The organism is Micromonospora sp. NBRC 101691, assembly GCF_030269285.1.
Classification (GTDB): domain Bacteria; phylum Actinomycetota; class Actinomycetes; order Mycobacteriales; family Micromonosporaceae; genus Micromonospora; species Micromonospora echinospora.
The window spans coordinates 16,391-38,021 of record NZ_BSTB01000012.1 but is presented as its reverse complement, the minus strand read 5'-3'; the positions used below and the strand labels follow the sequence as shown (position 1 = coordinate 38,021).

26 protein-coding genes and 1 riboswitch are annotated in these 21,631 nt (G+C 73.0%); of the genes, 6 read left to right on the top strand and 20 right to left on the bottom strand.

Translation table 11 applies throughout. The features are described 5' to 3' along the window. Nucleotides 1–15 precede the first annotated feature (15 nt). The gene (locus tag QSK20_RS19015) at nucleotides 16–828 is read left to right on the top strand and encodes a GNAT family N-acetyltransferase (protein ID WP_285789932.1); all 813 of its coding nucleotides are present in this window, start codon (nucleotides 16–18) and stop codon (nucleotides 826–828) included. Here QSK20_RS19015 and def read toward each other — a convergent pair. Next, nucleotides 781–1,287, bottom strand: a complete 507-nt coding sequence (gene def / locus QSK20_RS19010) for a peptide deformylase (protein WP_285789931.1) — start codon at nucleotides 1,285–1,287, stop codon at nucleotides 781–783. The two genes, QSK20_RS19015 and def, sit on opposite strands and share 48 nt — an antisense overlap. 135 nt (nucleotides 1,288–1,422) lie before the next feature. On the opposite strand from def, the gene pip reads away from it, so the two are divergent. Beyond that, complete coding sequence (gene pip / locus QSK20_RS19005; protein WP_285789930.1) at nucleotides 1,423–2,376, top strand: prolyl aminopeptidase; 954 nt, start codon at nucleotides 1,423–1,425, stop codon at nucleotides 2,374–2,376. An 18-nt stretch (nucleotides 2,377–2,394) separates the two neighbouring features. Here the strand turns inward: pip and QSK20_RS19000 are convergent, their stop codons facing one another. Next, the gene (locus QSK20_RS19000) at nucleotides 2,395–3,588 is read right to left on the bottom strand and encodes a chorismate-binding protein (protein WP_285789929.1); all 1,194 of its coding nucleotides are present in this window, start codon (nucleotides 3,586–3,588) and stop codon (nucleotides 2,395–2,397) included. Between the two features lie 123 nt (nucleotides 3,589–3,711). Here QSK20_RS19000 and QSK20_RS18995 point away from each other — a divergent pair, with 123 nt between their 5' ends. Beyond that, nucleotides 3,712–3,912 (top strand): DUF5999 family protein, encoded by a 201-nt coding sequence (locus QSK20_RS18995; protein WP_088983917.1) that lies wholly within the window; start codon nucleotides 3,712–3,714, stop codon nucleotides 3,910–3,912. A gap of 114 nt (nucleotides 3,913–4,026) precedes the next feature. Here the strand turns inward: QSK20_RS18995 and gcvP are convergent, their stop codons facing one another. The 17 genes from gcvP to QSK20_RS18910 all read right to left on the bottom strand — a co-directional run bounded on the left by gcvP (nucleotide 4,027) and on the right by QSK20_RS18910 (nucleotide 19,567). Beyond that, the gene (gcvP, locus tag QSK20_RS18990; protein WP_285789928.1) at nucleotides 4,027–6,849 is read right to left on the bottom strand and encodes an aminomethyl-transferring glycine dehydrogenase; all 2,823 of its coding nucleotides are present in this window, start codon (nucleotides 6,847–6,849) and stop codon (nucleotides 4,027–4,029) included. 74 nt (nucleotides 6,850–6,923) lie between these two features. Next, nucleotides 6,924–7,024, bottom strand: a riboswitch (glycine riboswitch). A gap of 100 nt (nucleotides 7,025–7,124) precedes the next feature. Next, complete coding sequence (locus QSK20_RS18985; RefSeq protein ID WP_285789927.1) at nucleotides 7,125–7,973, bottom strand: NAD-dependent protein deacetylase; 849 nt, start codon at nucleotides 7,971–7,973, stop codon at nucleotides 7,125–7,127. Between the two features lie 84 nt (nucleotides 7,974–8,057). Then, entirely contained in the window at nucleotides 8,058–8,762 is a 705-nt protein-coding gene (locus QSK20_RS18980) for a DivIVA domain-containing protein (protein WP_285789926.1), read from the bottom strand. Beyond that, nucleotides 8,759–9,934 (bottom strand): globin domain-containing protein, encoded by a 1,176-nt coding sequence (locus QSK20_RS18975; RefSeq protein WP_285789925.1) that lies wholly within the window; start codon nucleotides 9,932–9,934, stop codon nucleotides 8,759–8,761. The genes QSK20_RS18980 and QSK20_RS18975 overlap by 4 nt, the downstream gene beginning before the upstream one ends. Before the next feature lie 2 nt (nucleotides 9,935–9,936). Next, nucleotides 9,937–10,332: a group I truncated hemoglobin gene (locus tag QSK20_RS18970; RefSeq protein ID WP_285789924.1), complete on the bottom strand. Its 396-nt coding sequence runs from the start codon at nucleotides 10,330–10,332 to the stop codon at nucleotides 9,937–9,939. 194 nt (nucleotides 10,333–10,526) lie between these two features. Further along, complete coding sequence (locus QSK20_RS18965) at nucleotides 10,527–11,111, bottom strand: MerR family transcriptional regulator (RefSeq protein WP_172900331.1); 585 nt, start codon at nucleotides 11,109–11,111, stop codon at nucleotides 10,527–10,529. A 197-nt stretch (nucleotides 11,112–11,308) separates the two neighbouring features. After that, complete coding sequence (locus tag QSK20_RS18960) at nucleotides 11,309–11,773, bottom strand: bifunctional nuclease family protein (protein ID WP_285789923.1); 465 nt, start codon at nucleotides 11,771–11,773, stop codon at nucleotides 11,309–11,311. Between the two features lie 171 nt (nucleotides 11,774–11,944). Next, complete coding sequence (gene ftsR / locus QSK20_RS18955; protein WP_285790076.1) at nucleotides 11,945–12,652, bottom strand: transcriptional regulator FtsR; 708 nt, start codon at nucleotides 12,650–12,652, stop codon at nucleotides 11,945–11,947. A 50-nt stretch (nucleotides 12,653–12,702) separates the two neighbouring features. Further along, nucleotides 12,703–13,155: an oxoglutarate dehydrogenase inhibitor Odhl gene (gene odhI / locus QSK20_RS18950; RefSeq protein ID WP_088983909.1), complete on the bottom strand. Its 453-nt coding sequence runs from the start codon at nucleotides 13,153–13,155 to the stop codon at nucleotides 12,703–12,705. 217 nt (nucleotides 13,156–13,372) lie between these two features. Beyond that, nucleotides 13,373–13,753 (bottom strand): glycine cleavage system protein GcvH, encoded by a 381-nt coding sequence (gcvH, locus tag QSK20_RS18945; protein ID WP_088983908.1) that lies wholly within the window; start codon nucleotides 13,751–13,753, stop codon nucleotides 13,373–13,375. Between the two features lie 67 nt (nucleotides 13,754–13,820). After that, nucleotides 13,821–14,783: a DUF881 domain-containing protein gene (locus tag QSK20_RS18940; RefSeq protein ID WP_285789922.1), complete on the bottom strand. Its 963-nt coding sequence runs from the start codon at nucleotides 14,781–14,783 to the stop codon at nucleotides 13,821–13,823. Between the two features lie 11 nt (nucleotides 14,784–14,794). Further along, a complete protein-coding gene (locus tag QSK20_RS18935) occupies nucleotides 14,795–15,127 on the bottom strand; it encodes a small basic family protein (protein ID WP_088983906.1) in 333 nt (110 codons plus the stop codon). After that, nucleotides 15,124–16,101: a DUF881 domain-containing protein gene (locus QSK20_RS18930; protein WP_285789921.1), complete on the bottom strand. Its 978-nt coding sequence runs from the start codon at nucleotides 16,099–16,101 to the stop codon at nucleotides 15,124–15,126. The genes QSK20_RS18935 and QSK20_RS18930 overlap by 4 nt, the downstream gene beginning before the upstream one ends. Further along, nucleotides 16,098–16,739 carry a cardiolipin synthase ClsA gene (clsA, locus tag QSK20_RS18925; protein WP_285789920.1) on the bottom strand — a complete coding sequence of 214 codons (642 nt, stop codon included), beginning with the start codon at nucleotides 16,737–16,739 and terminating at the stop codon, nucleotides 16,098–16,100. Before clsA ends, QSK20_RS18930 begins: the two co-directional genes overlap by 4 nt. 302 nt (nucleotides 16,740–17,041) lie before the next feature. After that, nucleotides 17,042–17,515 carry a MarR family transcriptional regulator gene (locus tag QSK20_RS18920; RefSeq protein ID WP_285789919.1) on the bottom strand — a complete coding sequence of 158 codons (474 nt, stop codon included), beginning with the start codon at nucleotides 17,513–17,515 and terminating at the stop codon, nucleotides 17,042–17,044. Between the two features lie 48 nt (nucleotides 17,516–17,563). After that, nucleotides 17,564–18,748 (bottom strand): PP2C family protein-serine/threonine phosphatase, encoded by a 1,185-nt coding sequence (locus tag QSK20_RS18915; RefSeq protein WP_285789918.1) that lies wholly within the window; start codon nucleotides 18,746–18,748, stop codon nucleotides 17,564–17,566. 72 nt (nucleotides 18,749–18,820) lie between these two features. After that, nucleotides 18,821–19,567, bottom strand: coding sequence for an SAM-dependent methyltransferase (locus QSK20_RS18910; RefSeq protein ID WP_285789917.1), 747 nt, complete (start codon nucleotides 19,565–19,567; stop codon nucleotides 18,821–18,823). A gap of 165 nt (nucleotides 19,568–19,732) precedes the next feature. Here QSK20_RS18910 and QSK20_RS18905 point away from each other — a divergent pair, with 165 nt between their 5' ends. The 3 genes from QSK20_RS18905 to QSK20_RS18895 all read left to right on the top strand — a co-directional run bounded on the left by QSK20_RS18905 (nucleotide 19,733) and on the right by QSK20_RS18895 (nucleotide 21,379). Then, nucleotides 19,733–20,614, top strand: coding sequence for a universal stress protein (locus tag QSK20_RS18905; protein ID WP_285790075.1), 882 nt, complete (start codon nucleotides 19,733–19,735; stop codon nucleotides 20,612–20,614). A gap of 91 nt (nucleotides 20,615–20,705) precedes the next feature. Next, on the top strand, nucleotides 20,706–20,915 hold the full coding sequence (locus tag QSK20_RS18900; protein ID WP_088983902.1) for a phosphatidylethanolamine-binding protein: 210 nt from the start codon (nucleotides 20,706–20,708) through the stop codon (nucleotides 20,913–20,915). 20 nt (nucleotides 20,916–20,935) lie between these two features. Further along, nucleotides 20,936–21,379 (top strand): hypothetical protein, encoded by a 444-nt coding sequence (locus QSK20_RS18895; RefSeq protein ID WP_502888943.1) that lies wholly within the window; start codon nucleotides 20,936–20,938, stop codon nucleotides 21,377–21,379. Here the strand turns inward: QSK20_RS18895 and QSK20_RS18890 are convergent. Continuing rightward, nucleotides 21,376–21,579 carry a hypothetical protein gene (locus QSK20_RS18890; protein WP_285789915.1) on the bottom strand — a complete coding sequence of 68 codons (204 nt, stop codon included), beginning with the start codon at nucleotides 21,577–21,579 and terminating at the stop codon, nucleotides 21,376–21,378. The genes QSK20_RS18895 and QSK20_RS18890 overlap by 4 nt on opposite strands. Between the last annotated feature and the right edge of the window lie 52 nt (nucleotides 21,580–21,631).

Below are 21,631 nucleotides of genomic sequence, written 5' to 3'. Positions count from 1 at the left end.
TGTGAGCATCGGCGGATGTGGGTGGAGCGCGACCGGGCGGTGTTGGCGGGTCTGCTGGGGCGGGATCCGTTGTTGCACGTCTACGAGTTGGGTGATCTGGACGATTTCTTCTGGCCGTACACGACGTGGATTCGTCGTGGTGACCAGGTGGTGCTGCTGTACGGGGCGACGAGTCCGCCGACGCTGCTGGCGTTCGGCCGGCCGGAGCGGGTGGCGGCGCTGGGCGCGCTGCTGGCGGAGGTGGCGCCGTCGCTGCCGGAGCGGGTGTACGCGCACCTCTCCCCCGGTCTGGTGGACGCCCTGGCGGGCCGGTACCGGGTGGATGGCGCGGTGGCGCATCGCCGGCTCGCGTTGACCGACGTCGGGCGGCTGGCCCGGACGCCGGTGGCCGGTGCGGTGCTGACCGGGGCGGATCTGCCGGACCTGCTGGAGCTGTACGCGGAGGCGTATCCGGACAACTGGTTCGATCCGCGGATGCTGGAGACGGGCCAGTACGTGGGGGCGCGGGTGGCCGGTGAGCTGGTGGCGGTGGCGGGTGTGCACGTGTGGTCGCCGGTGTACCGGGTGGCGGCGGTGGGGAACGTCGCCACCCGGCCGGGGTTCCGGGGTCGGGGTCTCGCGTCGGCGGTGGTGGCCGGGTTGTGTGTGCGCCTGCGGGGTGGTGCCGACCACGTGGCGCTGAACGTACGGGCGGACAACGTGTCCGCGTTGCGGCTCTACGAACGGTTGGGGTTCACGCCGGTGGCCGGGTACGGGGAGTTCACGTTGACCGCGTGGGGGTCAGCGGCGGCGGGGGGAGTCGTAGCGGCCGGCGCGGATCTCGCGTAGTGCCCGGCGGCGGGTGTCGCCGCGGAGGGTGTCGACGTAGAGGGTGCCGGCGAGGTGGTCGGTTTCGTGTTGGAGGGCGCGGGCGAGGAAGCCGCTGCCGGTGATGGTGAGTGGCTGGCCGTGTTGGTCGAAGCCGTGGGCGGTGGCGTGGAGGGCGCGGGGGGTCGGGAAGTACAGGCCGGGGATGGAGAGGCAGCCTTCGTCGTCGTCCTGGAGTTCGGTGGACAGGTCGAGGGTGGGGTTGATCAGGTGTCCGCGGTGGCCGTCGGCGTCGTAGACGAACACCTGGGCGCTGACGCCGATCTGGGGGGCGGCGACGCCGGCGCGGCCGGGCGCGCCGAGGAGGGTGTCCATCAGGTCGGTGACCAGGGCGCGTAGCTCGGCGTCGAAGCTGGTGACGGGTTCGCAGGGGGTTCGCAGGACGGGGTCGCCGATGATGCGGATGGGGCGCATGCTCATGGCGGAAGGTTAGCGTCCGGGTGCGGGGGGTGTGCTGTCCGGGCGGTTGGGGGTGGGGTGATTCGGTCGCGGGTGGCGGCCGGATGGATCAGCATGGCCGGTTCGGATCGCGGCCGGACGGTTGGAGGGCGGCTCATGGTGTATCCCCCGATGCGGGCTCATGCGGAGGGGATGCTCGATGTCGGTGACGGGCATCGGGTGTTCTGGCAGGTCGGTGGGAACCCGGGCGGGAAGCCGGTGGTGGTGGTGCACGGGGGGCCGGGTTCGGGGTGTACGCCGGGGTGGGCGCGGTACCTGGATCCGGAGCGGTACCGGATCGTGTTCCTCGATCAGCGGGGGTGTGGGCGGAGCACGCCGAGTGCGGGTGACGTGTCGGTGGATCTGTCGACGAACACGACGGATCACCTGGTGGCGGACATGGAGCGGCTGCGGGTGCACCTGGGGGTGTCGCGGTGGCTGGTGTTCGGGGCGTCGTGGGGCAGCGTGTTGGGGTTGGTGTACGCGCAGCGGCATCCGGAGCGGGTGTCGGAGGTGGTGGTGTTCAGTGTGACGTTGGGGACGCGTCGGGACGTCGACTGGATCTGTCGGGACATGGGGCGGGTGTTTCCGGCGGAGTGGGCGCGGTTCCGGGACGGGGTGCCGGTGGCGGATCGGGCGGGTTGTCTGGCGGACGCGTACGCGCGGTTGTTGGCGGATCCGGATCCGGTGGTGCGGGAGCGGGCGGCGCGGGACTGGTGTGCGTGGGAGGACACGCATGTGGGCACGGTGCCGGGTCACCGGCCGGATCCCCGGTACGCCGATCCGGTGTTCCGGATGGTGTTCGCGCGGTTGGTGACGCACTACTGGCGGCATGGTTGTTTTCTCGCCGAGGACGAGGTAGTGCGGGACGCGGGCCGGTTGGCGGGTGTTCCGGGGGTGTTGGTGCACGGCCGGTTGGATGTGAGTACCCCGGCGGACGGTCCGTGGCGGTTGGCGCAGGTGTGGCCGGAGGCGCGGTTGGTGTTGGTGGACGCGGCGGGGCACGGGGGGTCGGGCCCGGGGATGGCGGAGACGGTGACGGCCGCGTTGGACGGTTTCGCGTCGACCTGAGTGGGTGGGGCCCGGGGGTCAGGGGTTGGCGAGGGCGGCGCGCAGTGGGGCGGCTTTGGCGGCGGCTTCGGCGACTTCGGCGTGGGGGTCGCTGTCCCAGGTGATTCCGCCCCCGGCCCACAGGTGTAGTCGGTGGGGGTCGGCGGCGGCGGTGCGGATGGTCAGGCCGAGGTCGATGTGGTCGGGGCCGATCCAGCCGAGTGCGCCCATGCTGGCGCCTCGGCCGACGGGTTCGGTGGCGGTGATCTGGGTGAGGGCGGCGAGTTTCGGGGCGCCGGTGACGGATCCGCCGGGGCAGACGGCGCGGAGCAGGTCGGCGAGGCCGAGGCCGTCGGCGATGGTGGCGGAGACGGTGGATTCGGCTTGCCACAGGTCGCACCAGCGGCGGATGGCGAAGAGGTCGTCGACGCGGACGCTGCCGGTGCGGGCGACGCGGGCGAGGTCGTTGCGTTCCAGGTCGACGATCATGATGTGTTCGGCGCGTTCCTTGGTGGAGGCGAGCAGGTCGCGGTGGCCCTGGGGGGTGGCGGGGCGGGTGCCTTTGATGGGGCGGGTGAGGACGCGGCCGGCGGTGACTTCGACGAGGGTTTCCGGGGAGGCGCAGCCGATGGCCCAGCCGTCGCCGTGGAGGGTGCCGCCGTAGCGGGCGCCGGGGAGGGCGCCGAGGCGGGCCAGGGCGGGTAGGGGGTCGCCGGTGTAGTCGGCGGCGGCGTGGCCGACGAGGTTGACCTGGTAGACGTCGCCGCGGGCGATGGCGGCGCGGACGGTGTCGACGGCGGTGGCGTGTTGGTCGGGGGTCCAGCTGGGTTGCCAGGGGCCGAGCCACCAGGGTCGGGGTGGCGGTGGTGGTGGTGGGGTTGGGCGGTGGGTGTGGGTGTGGATGACGACGGCGATGTCGGGCAGGGCGGGTGCGGGGGTGGGTGGGCCGGGTGGGGCGCCGGTCATGAGGGCTCCGGCGGTGGCGGAGACGTAGAGGGAGGCGCCGCAGATGCCGGTGGGGTCGTGGCGGGTGGGGCGGGTCAGGTCGGTGCCGGGTAGGCCGTGGGCGGTGAGGAAGTCCTCGACGATGGTGGCGGGGTCGCCGCCGTCGGTGGGGCGCCATTCGAGGCGGGCGTGTTCGACGAGGGCGTGGCGGCAGGTGGGTGGGGCGGCGGGTGGGTTGCCCACCCGCCGTGGGAGCGTTTCCACGCCGTCCGGTCCATGGGGGATCATCCGTTCAGCGGATTTCCGGGCAACTCTGCGTATAGCTGCTCGATGTCGCGCGCCTTCGCTTGGTACTGTGCGTCACTGGTCATGTGAACCATGACACAGTGCCCCCACAGTGCGGAGAACCCGATGTGCCAGCACCAACCCACCTGCCCCTCCGCTGAGGCGACCGACCGGGAAGCCGCCCGGATCCTCGCCTGTTTCCCCGAGCAGGGCTGGAGCCTGCTCTGCAACGGGGTGATCGTCTTCGAGGACACCGGCGAACTGCTCCCCGACGGCCGGACGATCGCCCCGCACCGCGGACCCGCCCGCCACGCGCTCGCCGCCTGACGGCGACACCCCCGCGTCCGCCGCCCGGCGGCGTCCGCGCTGGTCCAGGCTAGTCCCCGGAACACGCGCCACACCGCCCGGGGCGGCGGCATCACCACCGCCCCGGGCGTGGCCTCACTCGGCGAACGCCTCCGGCGCGGGACACGAGCACACCAGGTTCCGGTCGCCGTACGCGCCGTCGATGCGCCGCACCGGCGGCCAGTACCGGCCCAACCGGTCCACCCCGGCCGGGTACGCGCCCACCGACCGCGGGTACGGGTGCGGCCACTCGTCGGCCGACACCATCGCCGCGGTGTGCGGGGCGTTCGACAGCGGGTTGTCCCCCGCCGGCCACTCCCCCGACCCGACCCGGTCGATCTCCGCCCGGATGGCGATCATCGCGTCGCAGAACCGGTCCAGCTCGGCCAGGTCCTCGCTCTCGGTGGGCTCCACCATCAGCGTCCCGGCCACCGGGAACGACATCGTCGGCGCGTGGAAGCCGTAGTCGATGAGCCGCTTGGCCACGTCGTCCACGCTCACCCCGGTCGTCTTCGTCAACGGCCGCAGGTCCAGGATGCACTCGTGCGCCACCAGGCCCTTGTTGCCGGCGTACAGCACCGGGTAGTGGCCGCGCAGCCGCACCGCCACGTAGTTCGCGGCCAGGACCGCCACCCCGGTCGCCCGGGTCAGCCCCTCGGCGCCCATCATCCGCAGGTAGGCCCACGGGATCGGCAGGATGCCCGCCGACCCGTACCGGGCCGCCGACACCGCCGGCCGGTCGGCGTCGTGCCCACCGACCGGGTCACCGGGCAGGAACGGCGCCAGGTGCGCCCGCACCGCCACCGGCCCGACGCCCGGGCCGCCGCCGCCGTGCGGAATGCAGAACGTCTTGTGCAGGTTCAGGTGCGACACGTCCGCCCCGAACCGGCCCGGCTTGGCGTAGCCGACCAGGGCGTTGAGGTTCGCCCCGTCGACGTACACCTGACCGCCGGCGTCGTGGACCTTCGCGCAGAGCTGCGCGATGCCCGTCTCGTACACCCCGTGCGTCGACGGGTACGTCACCATGATCGCCGCGAGGGCGTCCCGGTGCTTGTCGATCTTCGCGTCGAGGTCGACCAGGTCGACGTTGCCGTCGGCGTCGCAGCCGACCACCACCACGCGCATCCCGGCCATCACCGCGCTCGCCGCGTTCGTGCCGTGCGCCGACGACGGGATCAGACACACGTCCCGGTGCCCCTCGCCCCGGCTGCGGTGGTAGGAGCGGATCGCCAGCAGCCCCGCCAGTTCCCCCTGCGAGCCGGCGTTGGGCTGCACGCTGACCGCGTCGTAGCCGGTCACCTCCGCCAGCCACCCCTCCAGCTGGGCGACCAGGTCGCGGTACCCGGCGGTCTGCGACTGCGGCGCGAACGGGTGCAGGTGGGCGAACTCCGGCCAGCTCACCGGCTCCATCTCGGTGGTCGCGTTCAGCTTCATCGTGCACGACCCCAGCGGGATCATGCCCCGGTCCAGGGCGTAGTCGAAGTCCGCCAGCCGGCGCAGGTAGCGCAGCATCGCCGTCTCCGAGTGGTGGCGGTGGAACACCGGGTGGGTGAGGATGTCGCCGGTACGCGCCAACGCGGCCGGCAGCGCCGCGTCCACCGCACCGGTGAACGGCGCCACCCCGAACGCCGCCCACACCGACTCCAGGTGCGCGACGGTGGTCGTCTCGTCGCAGGCGATCCCCACCCGGTCGGCGTCGACCAGACGCAGGTTCACGCCCCGCGCGGCGGCCGCGTCGACCACCTCCACCGCCCGGCCCGGCACGCGCGCGCACACCGTGTCGAAGAACGGCACGTCCGCGACGTCCACCCCACCGGCGCGCAACCCGGCCGCCAGCCGCGCCGCCATGCCGTGGGTCCGCGTCGCGATCTCCCGCAACCCGTCCGGACCGTGGTAGACGGCGTACATGCCGGCCATCACCGCCAGCAGCACCTGCGCGGTGCAGATGTTGCTGGTCGCCTTCTCCCGGCGGATGTGCTGCTCGCGGGTCTGCAACGCCAGCCGGTACGCCCGGTTCCCGGCGGCGTCCTTCGACACCCCGACCAGGCGGCCCGGCAGCATCCGCTCCAGCCCGGAGCGGACCGCCAGGTAGCCGGCGTGCGGGCCACCGAAGCCCATCGGCACCCCGAACCGCTGGGTGGTGCCCGCGGCGATGTCCGCGCCGATCTGCCCCGGCGCGCGCAGCACCGTCAACGCCAGCAGGTCCGCCGCGACCGTGACGAGGGCACCGGCGGCGTGCGCCGCCGCCACCAGCCGGGCGTGGTCGCGTACCGTCCCGGACGCCCCCGGGTACTGCAGGTGCAGGCCGAAGAACTCCGCCGGCAGCTCCTCGGCGTCGACGTCGACCACGCGCACCTCGATGCCGAGCGGCTCGGCCCGGCCGGCGATCACCGCGACGGTCTGCGGCAGGGTGTCCGCGTCGACCACGTACACGTTGCTCTTCGTCTTCGTGGCACGGCGGGCGAGGGTCATCGCCTCCGCCGCGGCGGTGCCCTCGTCGAGCATCGAGGCGTTCGCGGTGGCCAGGCCGGTCAGGTCGGTCACCATGGTCTGGAAGTTCAGCAGCGCCTCCAGCCGGCCCTGACTGATCTCCGGCTGGTACGGGGTGTAGGCGGTGTACCAGGCCGGGTTCTCCAGCACGTTACGGCGGATCACCGCCGGGGTGTGCGTGCCGTGGTAGCCCAGCCCGATCATCGACACCGCGACGGTGTTCCGCGCGGCGAGGGCCCGCAGCTCGGCGATGGCCTCCCGCTCGCTGGCCGGGGCCGGCAGGTCCAGGGTGCCGTGCCAGCGGATCACCTCGGGGATCGCCGCGTCCATCAACTCCTCGACGGAGCCGTACCCCACCGTCTCCAACATCCGGCGCTCACTGGCCGGGTCGGGGCCGATGTGACGGGCGGCGAACTGCTCTACGGTCATGGGCTGTGCTCCCCGGGGGCCAGGTCGACGGATCGGCCTCCCCCTCTGTCGCGCCCGCACAGCGCTCCACAGTGCCTGCCCACGAGGTCCTTTTGCCTGAGAGGTTCCGGGGAGGGGTTGCCCCTTCGGCGCCGCCGCGGGACGTCGCCCGTGCGGTCTCTCCCCCGTGGGTGGTACCGGCATGGTCCACGCTACCAGCGTCGGCGTTCCCCGGCGGTGGCGTACCCCACGCGGTGATCAGGACACCAGGCGAGGACCGGACATCGCGCGACGGATCAGGACACCACGTCCAGCGGCGCGGCGACCAGCCGGCCGGTCAGGGCGGGCAGGAACCGGCCCAGCGGCGCGTCGACCGTCAGCGCCGCGTACCCGTCGCCCCGGGTGGGCCCCTGGTTGACGATCACCACCGGAACGTCCCGTTTCGCCGCCCGCAACACGAACCGGCGGCCCGACATCACCGTCAACGACGACCCGAGCACCAGCAGCAGCCGGGCCCGTTCCACCAGGTCGAAGCAGCGGGCCACCCGGGCCGCCGGCACCGTCTCGCCGAAGAACACCACGTCCGGTTTGAGCATCCCGGTACGGCAGAACGCGCAGTCCACCACCCGGAACGCGGACTCTGCCGCGTCGGGAAGGTCCACGTCACCGTCCGGGTTGACCGCCGTGACCGTCACGTCGAAGCCCGGGTTCGCCTCGCGGAGCCGCCGGTCCAGTTCCTCCCGCGAGGTGAGGTTCCCGCAGTCCAGGCAGACCACCTCGTCGAGGCGGCCGTGCAGCTCCACCACCCGGGCGCTGCCCGCCGCGGTGTGCAGGCCGTCGACGTTCTGGGTGATCACCGCGTCCACCAGGCCCGCCTGCTGCAACCGGGCCACCGCCCGGTGCCCGTCGTTCGGGGCGGCCCGGGCGATCAGCCGCCACCCCAGGTGGCTACGCGCCCAGTAGCGCCGCCGCGCGACGGCGTCGCCGGTGAACGTCTGGTACGTCATCGGGGTGTGCCGGCGCGCCACCCCGCTGGGGCCCCGGTAGTCGGGGATCCCCGACTCGGTGGACAGCCCCGCGCCGCTGAGCACCACCACACCACCGGCGGCCACCAGCTCCGCCACCGCGTCGACCTGCTGCGTCACCCGTCCATGCTGCCTCAGCCGGCCCGCCTGCGGCGACCCGAGCACCGGCCGGGGCCGACCCGCGTCCGGGTCGGCCCCCGCGCCTCACCGGTGCGGCGGAGGCGGCTGCTGCCGCGGCAACGCGGCCGCGCCTCCCGGGGCGGTCACCCCCGGCCCGGCCCCGGCCGCGCCCACCAGCCGGTCCATCGTCCGGGCCAACTGGCTGCTGCCGTCGTCGAGCTGCCGGGCCGCCGCCTGCATGTGCGAGATCATCATCTCGCCGTAGATCCGCAGGGCCTCCCGGGTGGCCACCGAGTCGTCGAACTCCGGCCCGGCCGTACGGCGGTAGTCCTGCACCGCCCGCTCCGCCTCCTGCCGGGCCTCCTCCGCGGCGGCCTGCACGTAGCTCTCGTACTGCATCCGCGCGTACTCGGCGACCCGCCGGGCGTAGTCGTGCGCCTGGGCGATGATCTGCTCCGCCTCGCGCTGCGCCGCCGAGAGCAGGTTCACCTCCTTGGCCGCCGGCGCCGACGGCCCGGCGCTCGGGATCACCCCGTGCCGGTGCAGCTCCACCCGGTCGTTGAGTCGCTCGTTCTCCGCGCGCAGGTGCGCGAGCTGCGCGCTCAACAGGTCCAACTCGTCGGCGACCTGCACCCGGAACCGGTCCACGTCCTGGTGGTCGTAGCCGCGGCGGGTGAACGACGCCGTCCCGAACTCCCACCGCCGAACCCGGTCCGCGGTCAACCGCACCTGCTGTCCGCTCGCGGGCACCGGCACACCCTCGTAGCTGCCGATCGGGGTCGCGTTCACCGGGCACCTCCGGAATCGTCCTGGGGCGACGACTCCACCGCCGTGCGCCATGCCGGGCCGTACCAGTACCGGCCCAGTCCCTCGTGGTGCACCTGACCGGCGTGGTAGCCGGCCCGCGACAGCGTCTGCACCGTACGGCCCACCATCTCGTCCGAACCACACACGTACACGTGCCGGGACCGCCAGTCACCGTCGGCCATCGCCCGGTCCACCGGGTAGACCAGCTCTCCCGGCCGGCGCGGGTCCACGCCCACCACCGGCGTCACCGTCAACCACGGGTACGCCGCCGTGAGCTTGTCGACGGTGTCGGTGTCGTAGAACTCCATCCGCGACCGTGCGCCCAGGTACAGGTCCACCCGCCGCGAGGAGCCCTCCGCCGCCACCTGCTCCACCAGGGCCTTGACCGGCGCCCAGCCGGTGCCGGAAGCCAGCAGCAGCAGGTCAGCTCCACCCGCCGCCCAGAGCGTCAACCGGTCCCCCACCGGCGCCGCCAGGTGGATCTGGTCCCCGACCGCGCACCCGTACACCAGTCGGGAACTCACCGCCCCGCCCGGGGCGGCCCGCACGTGCAACTCGATGGTGCCGTCCGGGCGGGGCGCGTTCGCCGGGGAGTAGTACCGCCAGGCCCGCACCGCCGGATGGGACACCCCGATCGACTGGCCCGGCGTGAACGGCAGAAGATACTGCGGACGCAACGTCAGCACCGCCACGTCGAAGGCGCGCCGTTCGTGCCCGACGATCTCCGCCACCCACCACGGCGGATTGACCTGCTCCGCCTCCTGCGCCGCCTCGATCATCACCTGGGACACCAGCTGGTACGCGCCCGCCCAGTCCCGGGCCAGCTCCTCGGTCCACTGGTCACCGAGGAAGTGCCGCAGGGTGGTCAGCAACGCCTCACCCACCGCCGGATAGTGCTCCGGACGGACCGCGAACTTCCGGTGGTCCGCGCCGAGCTCCCGCAGGAACCCGGTCAACCGGTCCACCTGGTCCACGTTGGACACGATGTGGCCCAGCGCGGTCACCAGCCGGTCCCGCTGACCGGCCATGTTCGTGGGGAACATCTGCCGGGTCTCGGGATGGGACAGGAACAGTGCAGAGTAGAAGTAGAGCGGAACCTGGTCGCCGTGCGCGGCGACCAGGTTCCAGCTCTGCTTGAGCCGTGCGACGTCCACGCTCAGACGCCCGGACGGGATCCGCTGGCCACCACCTGGTCCTGCACCTGAGCCAGCACCGCCCGCACGTGGTCCTGCACGTCCTCCGGCACACCCAACTGCGTCAGCGTGGCCAGCAGGTGCGCGCCGACCAGCTCGTAGTGCGCCTGGGGGATGCCCAGCGGCTGGTGCGCCTCGGCCAGTCCCCGCCCGGCGTACTCGTTCGGGCCACCCAGGACGACGGTCAGCATCAACGCCAGGTGCCGGCGCTGCCCCACCATGTCGATGTCGGCGAAGTAGCCGGCCAGCTCCGGGTCGGCGAGGACCCGGTCGTAGAACACCTCGACGGCGGCCTTGACGGCCGCCGCGCCGCCGATGCGGTCGTAGTGTGAGGGAACGGACTGCTCGGTAACCGTCACGGTCAATCCTTCCAGAAGGGAGGGGATCCGCGCGAAGGACAACGCGGGCCAACAGGCGGCCAGCTGGTATGACCCGTTCGGACCCCACCGGCTGACCGTGTGACGGACCATAGCGTGTCCGCCCGGACGACCCGCGCCCGCCCTGTCGGGTTCCCTCTTCTCCCGTCCCGGGAGGTCCGGGCCCTGCGGACCCGTCAACCCGCTCGACGCCGGGCCCGCCGCGCCGCCAGTTCGTCACCCGCCGCCGGTTCCGTCGGCTCCGCCGGCCCGGGCACCGCCGGCTCCGCCGGCAGGTGCGACAACGAACCCTGGATCTCCTTGAAGGCGCCACCGATCGCGATGCCGAACACGCCCTGGCCGCCCTGCAACAGGTCGACCACCTCCTCCGGGGAACGGCACTCGTACACCGTCGTCCCGTCGGAGATCAACGTGATGCCCGCCAGGTCACCGACCCCACGCGACCGCAACGCCTCGATCGCCTTCCGAATGTTCTGCAGGGACACCCCGGCGTCCAGCAACCGCTTCACGACCTTCAACACCACCAGGTCGCGGAAGGAGTAGAGCCGCTGCGTCCCCGAACCCGACGCGTCCCGCACGCTCGGCACCACCAGCATCGTGCGGGCCCAGTAGTCCAACTGCCGGTAGCTGATGCCCACCGCCGCGCACGCGGTCACGCCCCGGTAACCCACCGAGTCGTCACCCTCCGTCGCCAGCGGCGGCGACACCTCACCGAGGCCCTGCGACGCCGTACCCGGATCTGAATCTCGCGGCCCGTGCATCCCGACAACCTCCCCGCCCGTGCGGTGACACGTCGTTTCCGGGACGTGCACCCCTCGACACGGCAACCATATAGCGGGGCTCAGACGTTACCGGGCACGCACGTCGCGACACGCCGAACGATCACCCGAATATCACAGAACGTGACGACGGGCAACTCCACAGACATCCGGCGGGAACACCCCCGGTTCCGTCCGGCTCAGCCGGCGAAGTCCTCCGGACGGACCTGCTCCAGGAACTCCCGGAACTTCTCCACCTCGTCCTCCTGCTCGTCGGGAATCACGATCCCCGCCTCGCTGAGGACCTGATCGGCACAACGAATCGGCGCGCCGACCCGCAACGCCAACGCGATCGAGTCGCTCGGCCGCGCCGACACCCGCACCCCGTCACCGATCAGCAGATCGGCGTAGAAGACGTTCTCCTTCAGTTCGGTGATCTCCACCGCCCGCAACGGCGCCTTCAACGCCGCCAGCACGTCGCGCAGCAGGTCGTGCGTCAACGGCCGGGCCGTCTTCACGCCCTGCTGCTCGTAGGCGATCGCCGTCGCCTCGACCGCGCCGATCCAGATCGGCAGGTAGCGGTCGCCCTCGACCTCTCTGAGCAGGACGATCGGCTGATTGGTGGGCAGCTCCACCCGAACTCCGACCACGCTCAGCTCGCGCACCGCCGCCTCCGTGTCGTTGTCACCTACGCCGCACCGCACCCTTCCCTGCACGGTACACGGACCCCGAGACGAGCGTCCCGCGCGCACCACGCCCGCCGCACCCGCACCGGGAAGGGATTACCCCAGGAAGCCTACGGCACGCTCCCTGGAGCAGATCTCTGCCGCCGTCCCTCAGCGACCCAACGTCGACCGCAGCCCCACCCGGACCAACGCCGCGTGCAACTGCTGCGACAACGCCACCAACTCCCGGGCGGTCTCCGCCGCCCGGGCCCGCGCCGCCGGATCGCTCTGCCGCGCCAACGGCAACAGCAACTGCGCGAACAGCCCCGCCTCCCGGTCCGCCGCCGTCCGGAAGGCCCGCAGATGCCGGGGCTCCAGCCCGTACGCCGCCAGCCCCGCCACCGCCCGCGCGATGATCAGAGCATCCCCGTCGTACCAGCCGGGCGGACTCGACACCACCACACCGAGCCGTTCCAGCTCGCCCAGGGTGGATTCCTCGATCCCGCTGCGGGCCACCAGGTCGGTGCGGCTCAACCGCACCGACGCGGACTCGACCTGCTCCGGCTCCGCCGGCGCGCGATGGGGCACCTCACCGTCCGGGCCCACCGCGACCAACGTCGGTCGCGGCCGGCCCGCGCCATCCGGCGAGGAGTCCCACTCGGCCAACTGCTCACGGATCACCCGCAGAGGCAGGTACTGATCCCGCTGCGCCGTCAGCACGAACCGCAGCCGGGCCACGTCGTCCCAGCTGTACTTCCGGTAACCCGCCGGTGTGCGCTGCGGCTCCACCAGGCCCTCGGCCTCGAGGAACCGCAGCTTCGAAATCGTGGTGTCGGGAAACTCCACCCGCAACTGGGCCAGTACCTCGCCGATGCTCATCAGCGGTTGGGACCGGGCCGCCCCGGGCGGCATGGAGGCCGCAGGCTCGTTCACCCCCGGCCGGCCTCCTCCTCCGGGCGCGGACCGGCGATGAACACGACCCGGAACTTACCGATCTGCACCTCGTCACCGTTGCTCAGCGTCGCCGCCTCCACCCGCTCCCGGTTGACGTACGTGCCGTTCAGGCTTCCCACGTCCCGCACGGTGAACGTGCCGCTGTCGCGGTGGAACTCGGCGTGCCGCCGGGACACCGTCACGTCGTCGAGGAAGATGTCACTGTCCGGGTGCCGGCCACTGGTCGTCACGTCGTGGTCCAGCAGGAACCGGGCGCCGGCGTTCGGACCGCGACGGACCACCAGCAACGCCATACCCGGCGGCAGTGAACCGGACATCCGGCTCGGCACCACGTCGGTGTCCGGACCCTCGAGAACTTCGTCGAGCGAACCGAGATTGAGCGTCGACGTGACGTCGAGTGGGGGGAACTCGTCGTCTGGGCGCGTCATGGGACCACCTCACGGATCTGTTCGGTCGGCGTCGGGTGGAGACCGGTGTTGGCCGCCGGGCTCAGGAACACCCGGCGGCTGGCTCCCCGGGCCCGGGAAGGCAATTCTCCACGACGCTCAACTATTTGGTTTCTCGGTCGACTGGGCGAGCCTAGCCAGCGCCGAAATGCAGGGCAACCGGACGCGCGGGAACACCGCACGATCCGGATCAGAGGACTCAGCCCCCGATGAGATCCTGGTACGCGGCCGGGGCCAGCAGACCCGCCACCGCACCCGGATCGTCCGGCCGGATCTCCAACAACCAACCCGCACCGTACGGGTCGGTGTTGATCACCTCGGGGGTGTCGCCAAGCGCCTCGTTGCGCGCCGTCACCGTCCCGCTCACCGGCGCGTAGATCTCCGACACGCTCTTCGTCGACTCGATCTCGCCCAGCGGATCACCGGCCGCCACCACCGCACCCTCGTCCGGCAACTGGACGTACACGATGTCACCCAACGCGTCCTGGGCATAGTGGGTGATGCCGACCCGCACCGGGCCGCTGCCGTCACCCGCCACCCACTCGTGCTCGGCGGTGTATCGCAGGTCCTCAGGAATCACCAGACGCGTCCTTCGTCCTCGTGCTGACCAATCGGCGCGCCGGGGTTAACCCGGCGCCACCCACCGGTCAGGAGACCGGACGGGCGTGTTCCAACGTGATCGGTTCGTGCAGCGCCGAAACCTCGGCAACCTCACGATCCTCAAAGCTCACGTTACCGCCGTCACCCCTGATCGATGCGGCCACCCCGCCGGGAATGTTCAAGGCGGTTCGCATCGTCGCCGGATCACCGATCACCGTGATCGAATACGGCCCGGTCATCCGCCGGCCGTCGACGACCAGGCCACCGCCCTCACCGTCGAGGAAATACGTCGACGCGATGATCCGGACCGGCGATCCGACCCCACCGGAGATCTGCATCGCCTCCGCGCCCGCGCCCCGCAGCTCCTGCACCGCGTCGAGGATCCGACTCGCCGGGATCGACTTGCCGCCACCGCTGATCCGGACCGTCAGCCCCGGCCCGGTCGCCGGCAACGTCCCCGCCAGGATCCCCAGCTCGTCGGCGCGCCGCGCGGCCTCCTCCAGCGCCGCCTCCCGCCCCTGCGCGCCCGAGGCCAGCTGCCGCTGGCTCTCCTCCAGCTCGGCGATGTCCTGCCGCAGCCGGTTCTCCCGGGCGTCCAGGTCGGAGAGGATCCGCACCAGGTCCTCCTGGCGGGCCGCCGACAGGGTCGGATCGGTCGACGTGGTCTTCAACTGCACCACCAGGGTGAAACCCAGCAGCGCCAACAGCACCGCGATCATCACCGACGCGGAACTCATCCGCTTCTTCGCCGGCGCGGCCGGCGGCGCGTCGTCCGGCGGCCCGTCGTCACCGGCGGCGGCCGGCCGGGTCAGGTCTACGGTCGCCTCACCGTCCGGGCGGCCGTCGTCGGGGCCGGACTCCGCACGGCGCGGTTCGCCCCGCAGCGGCGCGGTCTCGTCCGGGTCGGGGGCGTCGGGACGCGGATCCGGCTCCGCCGCCGGACCGGTGGGCCGGGACGGCCCGGTCGGCTCGGGCCACCCGGTGCCGGTGTCGCTCTGCTCGTCGCTCATCGCCCACCAACCTACGCCCGGAACAGGTGCCGGCGGATCGCCGCCACGTTTCCGAAGATCCGCACGCCCAGCACGACCACCACCCCGGTGGAGAGCTGACCGCCCACACCCAACTGGTCACCCAGGTACACGATCAACCCGGCGACCAGCACGTTGGAGATGAACGACACGACGAACTGCTTGTCGTCGAAGATCCGGTCCAGCTTCGCGCGCACCCCGCCGAAGACCGCGTCCAACGCCGCGACCACCGCGATCGGCAGATACGGCTGCAGGCCGGCGGGAACGGTGGGGTCCAGATACACCCCGAGCACCACCCCGGCGATCAACGCCAACACCGCGATCATCGGCCACCTCCGGAGGGGCTGGGAGACGACGTTCCCGACCCGGACGGCCGGGGAACACTGGAAGAACCCGCCGCCGGCGACGACGGGGACGGCGACGGCGACTCCGGCGGGCTGGCGAAGCGCAACTGCGAGTCGGTGGCCGCCTCCGGCAACGTCAGGTCCTCGGCCTCCCGCGACCCGAACGACAACCCGGTCTCGTCGGCGACCCGCCGCAGCAGCGCCGCGGCGGTGCTCGCCTCGAACCGGCGGCGCATGTCGTCCGGCCCGATGGCCGACACCCGGTACGGACCCGTCACCGGCCGGAAGTCCACCAGGATCGCCTCACCGGCCGAACGGATCGTCGACGTCGAGGTCAGCCGCTGGTCGTTGACCGCGATCGCCTCCGCGCCCGCCGCCCACAACGCGTTCGCCACCAGTTGCAGGTCCCGGTACAGCACCCGGCCCGGGCCGGGACCACCGGCGCCGGTGACCGCGTCCTGGTTGCCGGGGGCGTCGGCGAGCTGCACCACCACGCCGTCCCCCCGGACCCGGCCCAGCCCGGTCGTCGCCTCCAGGTCCCGCAGCCGGGCGGCGGCGCTGCGGGTCAACGCCGCGTCCCGCTGCCGGGTGACCTCCTCGCGCAGCTGCTCGGCGCGCAGCGTCAACCGGTCGGTCTCCTCCTGCCGCTCCCGGATCTGGCTCACCAGCCCCGAGCGGGCCTGACTGCGGTCGGGTTCCTCCGCCACGGTCTGCCGGTAGGCCACCGCGAACAGGAACCCCAACGCCACCAGCACCACCGCGCTGACCGCCCGCCCCGAGCGGACCCGGGCCGGCGACGGCGGGTCCACCCGCCGTCGGGCCGCCGCGTCGGCGTAACCGTGGTCGAGGGGGTTGCGGAACAGCTCGGTGAGGAAGTCCGGCGCGAAGACCCGGTCACCACGGCCGGCGCTGTCGCGAGGGTGGCGCTCGCCCCCGTCGCGTGGGGTGTCGGTCATGCGTCGGCTCCGCGACTGCGCCGCACCAGCTGACCGGCCTGCACCACGTAGAACACCCCGGCCACCCAGTAGAGCACCAGCCCCCACCAGGCCAGTCCCCAACCGATCGCCGTGGCGGCCGTCGCCGCGCCCGGGGTGGTCGCGGCCAGCAGCAGGATCGGGAAGGCGGCCAGCAGCACGAACGTGGCCGTCTTCCCGACGTAGTGCACCGGCGGTGGGCCGTAGCCGTGGCGGCGCAGCACCGCGAGGGCGCCGAGCAGCAGCAGCTCCCGACCGAGCAGCGCGGCGGTGAACTGCCACGGCACCACCTCCCGCGCGGTGAACGCGAGCAGGGTGGCGAGGATGTAGAGCCGGTCGGCGAACGGGTCCAGCAGCTCACCCAGCCGGCTCACCTGACGCAACCGGCGGGCCACCCATCCGTCGACCCAGTCGGTGGTGCCGCCGATGGCCAGCACCACGATCGCGGCGACGTCGGCTTCGACGGCGAGGAACAGGTAGAGGAAGAGCGGCACCCCGAGCAGCCGGATGAAGCTGATCAGGTTCGGCAGGGTCCACACCCGCGAGCCGACGTCCGTCGACCGGTCGACGGTGTCCCCGGAGGCCTGGTCCTGCCCCGCCCGATCCTGCCGACGCGACACCGAACCTCCCTCCGCGACACGGTCCGACGCCCGGCCGGTGGTCGGGACGCTGCGGAGGGACGTGCCCGCTGCCGGGCCGGCGGTCGCCGGCACCCTCTGCCCCGTCTCGGGGGCGCTGACGTGAACCCGGGCCCGTGGTGATCATGGGCCGCTGATTCGCGGTGCCACTATATCCGGCCCCCGTCTCCCGCCCGTGGTGCCGGTCGTTGGAGCCGGGTGTGCGGTGCGGTCCACCTGAGGGGTGGGTGTCCGGGGGCACCTCCTCTAACCCGTCCTAGGATGACCGGGTGGGGCGGGCCCGCTCAGGCCGTCCGGGCCGCCGGGTCGCGTTGCGCGGGAACAGGCTCGCCGAGCGCCGCCGCCTGCCCGAACGCCAGCAGGGCCAGCAGCAGCTCGTGCTGTGCCCGGCCCGGCATCCGGTCCAGGACCGCCTGCACCGCCCGGTGCCGCCGTTCCTTGATCTCCCGCAGCAGGTCCTCCGCCGCCGGGGTCGGCACCAGGTGGACCTCACGGCGGTCCCGGGGGTCGGCCACCCGACGCACCAGCCCGGTCGCCTCCAGCCGGTCACAGAGCCGACTCGCCGACGACGGCACGACGTCCAGCAGCTCGGCCAACCGGTTGACGTTGGTGCCCGGCCGCTCCGTGATGATCGACAGCACCCGGAGCTGGGTCGGCGGCACCGACACGCTGTGCCGGGAGGCGGCCGACTCCAGCACACCGACGAGAGCCCCGGCCGCAGCCTCGACCGCCGCGGCCAGATTCGGAGGTCGCTCCACCCGATGTCCCCTGCGATTGTCCCGTGCGGGTCGCCCCCACACGTTCGGCTACTGCTCCCGCCCGTCCCGGCGCGAATCTCCCCGCCAGTCGAGGCACACGACCACCGCATCATCGCGCAGATCGGCGTCAGCGTGGTAGGCGTGCAGTTCGCGCATCACCGTACCAACCGCCTCGGCCGCCGGTTGCAGCCGTGTCGACCGCATCGCGCGCGTCATCGCCCGACGCCCGTACGGCTCCGCGCCGTCCGGGTCCGCCGCGTAGACCCCGTCGCTGACCGCGAACAGCCGGTCCCCCGGCTCCAGGTCGAACTCCTGCACGTCGTAGCGGGTATCGGGGAACATGCCCAGGGGCAGCTGCTGCTCCAGCGGGATCCGCTGCACCACTCCGGCGCGGGCCCGCAGCAGGTGCGGCGAACCGGCGTCGACGGCCCGTACCCGCCCGGTGGGCACGTCCACCTCCAGCAGCAGGGTGGCCACGTGCCGGCTGCCCCGGTGCTGGTAGAAGATCGTGTCGGACGCCAGTTCGGCCTGCTCGACGAGGCTCCCGCCGGAGCGGCGGGCGTTCCGCATCGCGTTGACGGTCACCGAGGTCAGCAGGGCGGCGGGCAGGCCACTGCCCGTGCCGTTGAGCACCGTCACGGTCAGCCGGTCGGTGTCCAACGCCCAGTCGAAGTGGTCCCCGCCGACGGAGTACGCCGGTTCGAGCTGCCCGGCCAGCAGGAACGCGGGATGGTCGAGGCTGCGTCCGGGCAGCAGGTCCCACTGCATCTCGGCAGCCAGGGTCAGCCGCTCCCGCCGCCGCACCCGACGGTACCGGTCGGTCTCCCGGTCGGCGGCGCGCAACGCCACCGCCAGTTCCCCGGCGACCTCACCGGTCCAGGCGAGCAGGTCCGGGCCGGGAGGCGCGGCCAGCTCCACCAGCAGCACCCCGAGCCGCTCCCCCCACACGGTCAGCGGCAGCCACAGCTGGCAGCGTCCCTCCCCGGCGTCGTCGATGACCGGCTGCTGGCTGCGGAAGCAGCGAGGAGCACCGCCCTTGCCGTGCAGCGGGCCGACGCCGGACAGCGTCGGATCGAGCACCGGCCACAGGCCGGTGATCCGGTAGTCGGCGATGAAGACGTCCGTCCGCAGGGCGCCGGTCGCCGACCGGACGAGCCGGTCGGCGACCTCCACCAGCCGGTCGGGTGGGGCCTGTCGTAACGCGCGCGACACCGGTGTGGGCGTCTGCGGCATGGGTTCCTCCGAGAAACTGTTGCCGTACGGCAAGCAAGCATACGGAGGACGTCCCAGGCCCTTCGCCCGCGGTCACCCGGCAGGCTTGACCGCCACCGCCCCGTAGAACGCGTCGGGCACCGCCACGGGGTCGCCGTCCGGCCGCCACCGGGCCACCGGCACGATCCCGTCGGCGGTCGGCTGCCACCGCCCCAGCAGCCCGGCGAACGACTCCGGCGGCCGCATCCGGAACGCCGGACCCATCATCGCCAGGGCCTCCGGGTGGTCGGCGAGTTCCTCGGTGTCGAAGTCGACGGCGAGCCGGCTGCCCGGCGCCACCGCCTCGTACAGGTCGTCGAGGGTGCGGGCCAGGGTGTCGTCGTCGAGGAACGCGGCCAGCCCGAGGAACACCACCCCCACCGGCCGGTCACCCCAGCCGGGCAGGTACCGCTGCCGCAACGCCGGGTCGATGCTGCCGGTGTCGGTGGCGTCGGCGAAGCCGTAGCCCACCCGGTCGTGGCCGGCGAGCATACGCTGGCCGATCTCGACGGCGACCGGATCCACGTCGGTGTAGAGGACCGTCGCCTCCGGCACGATCTCGTGGACGTTGCCGCAGGTCGGCACGCCCGCCCCGAACACCAGGAAGGAGTCCACGCCGGCGTCGGCGATGTGCCGCACCGCCCGGCCGAGGAACGCCCGCAGGGACCGGAACACCGGCGCGCACGGCCCGTACGCCTGCTCGAAGGCGTGCGCGGCGGCCACGTCGACCGGGAAGTGGTCGCTCCCACCGAGCCAGAAGTCGATCATCCGGGCGGTGCTCGGTGCGGTCGGCTCGGCCATCGTCTCGTCCCCCTCCACAGTGGTGGCCGACAGCGTACCGACCGGCGTCCTGACCGGTATCGCCACGGCGCACCGGGCCCGGCCGCGATACTGACCGAGGTGGTCGACCCCGCCGCGCCCGACGGCGTGCCGGGGCCGTACGGCGCGCGGGAAGGGGACACGGCGGTGAACTCGGCGGACGGCGCGGCGGTGGTGGTCGGGGTGGACGGGTCGCCGCAGGGACTGCGCGCGGCACGCCTGGCCGCCGTCGAGGCCGACCGGCGACGCCAGCCGCTGCGCGTGGTGCACGCGTTCATCTGGCCGCTGCTGCGGGTCAGCGGCGGCCCGCCGGCGGGCGGACCACCCGGCAGCGGACTACGGCAGCAGGCCCACCGGATCGTCAGCGAGGCCGTCGACGAGGCCCGGGCGACCGTGGCGGACCTGCCCACCACCGGGGAGATCATCGACGGCGCCGCCGCCGCGGTGCTGCTCGGTGAGTCCCTCACCGCCACCATGGTCGTCGTCGGCGACCGGGGCCTGGGCGGGTTCACGTCGCTGCTGGTCGGATCCGTGGCGATCCAGGTCGCCGCGTACGCCGACTGCCCCGTCCTGGTAGTGCGGGGCGCCGACCGGACGACCGGCCCGGTGGCCGTCGGCGTGGACGGCTCCGACCTGTCCCGGCTCGCCGTGCAGGTCGCCGCCGAGCAGGCGGCATGGCGGGGCACCGGCCTGCTGGCCGTGCACGCCTACCGGCATCCGGTCGCCGCCCGGCCAGGCGACATGCAACCCCTGGTGCACGACGAGGGAGCCCTGCGGGGCGAGGAGGAGCGGGTGCTCGCCGACTCCCTGGCCGGACTGGCCGACCGCCACCCGCAGGTGCCGGTGACCCCGCAGGTGGTCCACGCCCGGACCGGCCCGGCGTTGACGGAGGCATCCCGGCAGGCGCAACTGCTGGTGGTGGGGGCACGGGGCCGGGGTGAGCTGACCGGTCTGCTGCTCGGGTCGGTGAGCCAGTCGGTGCTGCACCACAGCGACTGCCCGGTGGTCGTGGTCCGCGCCCCGCACTGACGTCGCCCGCCCACCCGGACGGCATGGCCGGGGGCGCGGCGGGTACACGGCGTACGCCAACGGCCAGGACGACGCACAGGGAGGCGGGGGCATGCCGGGACCACGACCGGGCAGCAACGCGTACGACAAGGAACGGGCCCGACTCCGCAAACTCGTCGAGGACTCCGGGCGGGCCGCCGACGACGAGGCCAACGACACCGCCAACCGGATCCTCCAGGAGGATCGGGGACAGCGGGGCGTGGTACGCGGCGAGCGGACCTTCGGCCCGAAAGCCGAACGGGAACCGGGTGATCCACGGTGAGGCGGGTGGCGGCCGACGGAATGATCGCCGGAGCGGTCGGCAGCGCCGCCCTCAACATGGTCAGCTACCTGGACATGGTGCTGCGGGGCCGCCCGGCCAGCAGCACCCCGGACGAGACCGCCGGTCGGCTGGCCGGGGCCGCCCACGTCGACCTGGGCGGCGGCCAACCGGCCGCCAACCGGCGCGCCGGGCTGGGACCGCTGCTCGGCTACGGCCTCGGCGTCGGCGTCGGCGCGCTCTTCGCCGTGGCGGCCCACCGTCGTCCACTGGCCCCGCCGGTGGCCGTGGGACTGCTCGGCGCGAGCGTGATGGCGATGTCCGACGGGACGATGACCGCCCTGCGGGTGACCGACCCGCGCCGGTGGAGCCGCGCCGACTGGGTCGCCGACGTCGTGCCGCACCTGGCGTACGGGGTGGCGGCCGCCGCCACCTGGTACCGGCTGCGGCCGCCCCGCCGGTGTTAGCCCCGGCCGTCGCTGTCGTCGTCGGCGACCTGCTCACCGGCCGGCCCGTACGGTGAGGTCTGCCCACGCGGCACCGGCCGGCCCCGGTCGCCGGTGCGGGAACCACCACGCGGATGCCCGCTCACACCAGGTCCCTTGGCGTCCTGCACCGCGTCGTTGCGGGCGTTGCGCCGCAACTCCGGCTGCTGTGGGTTCGACACAGGGGTCTCCTTCCGGTCGCGTGGTGCGCGGCACGACGCCGCCCGCACCGGT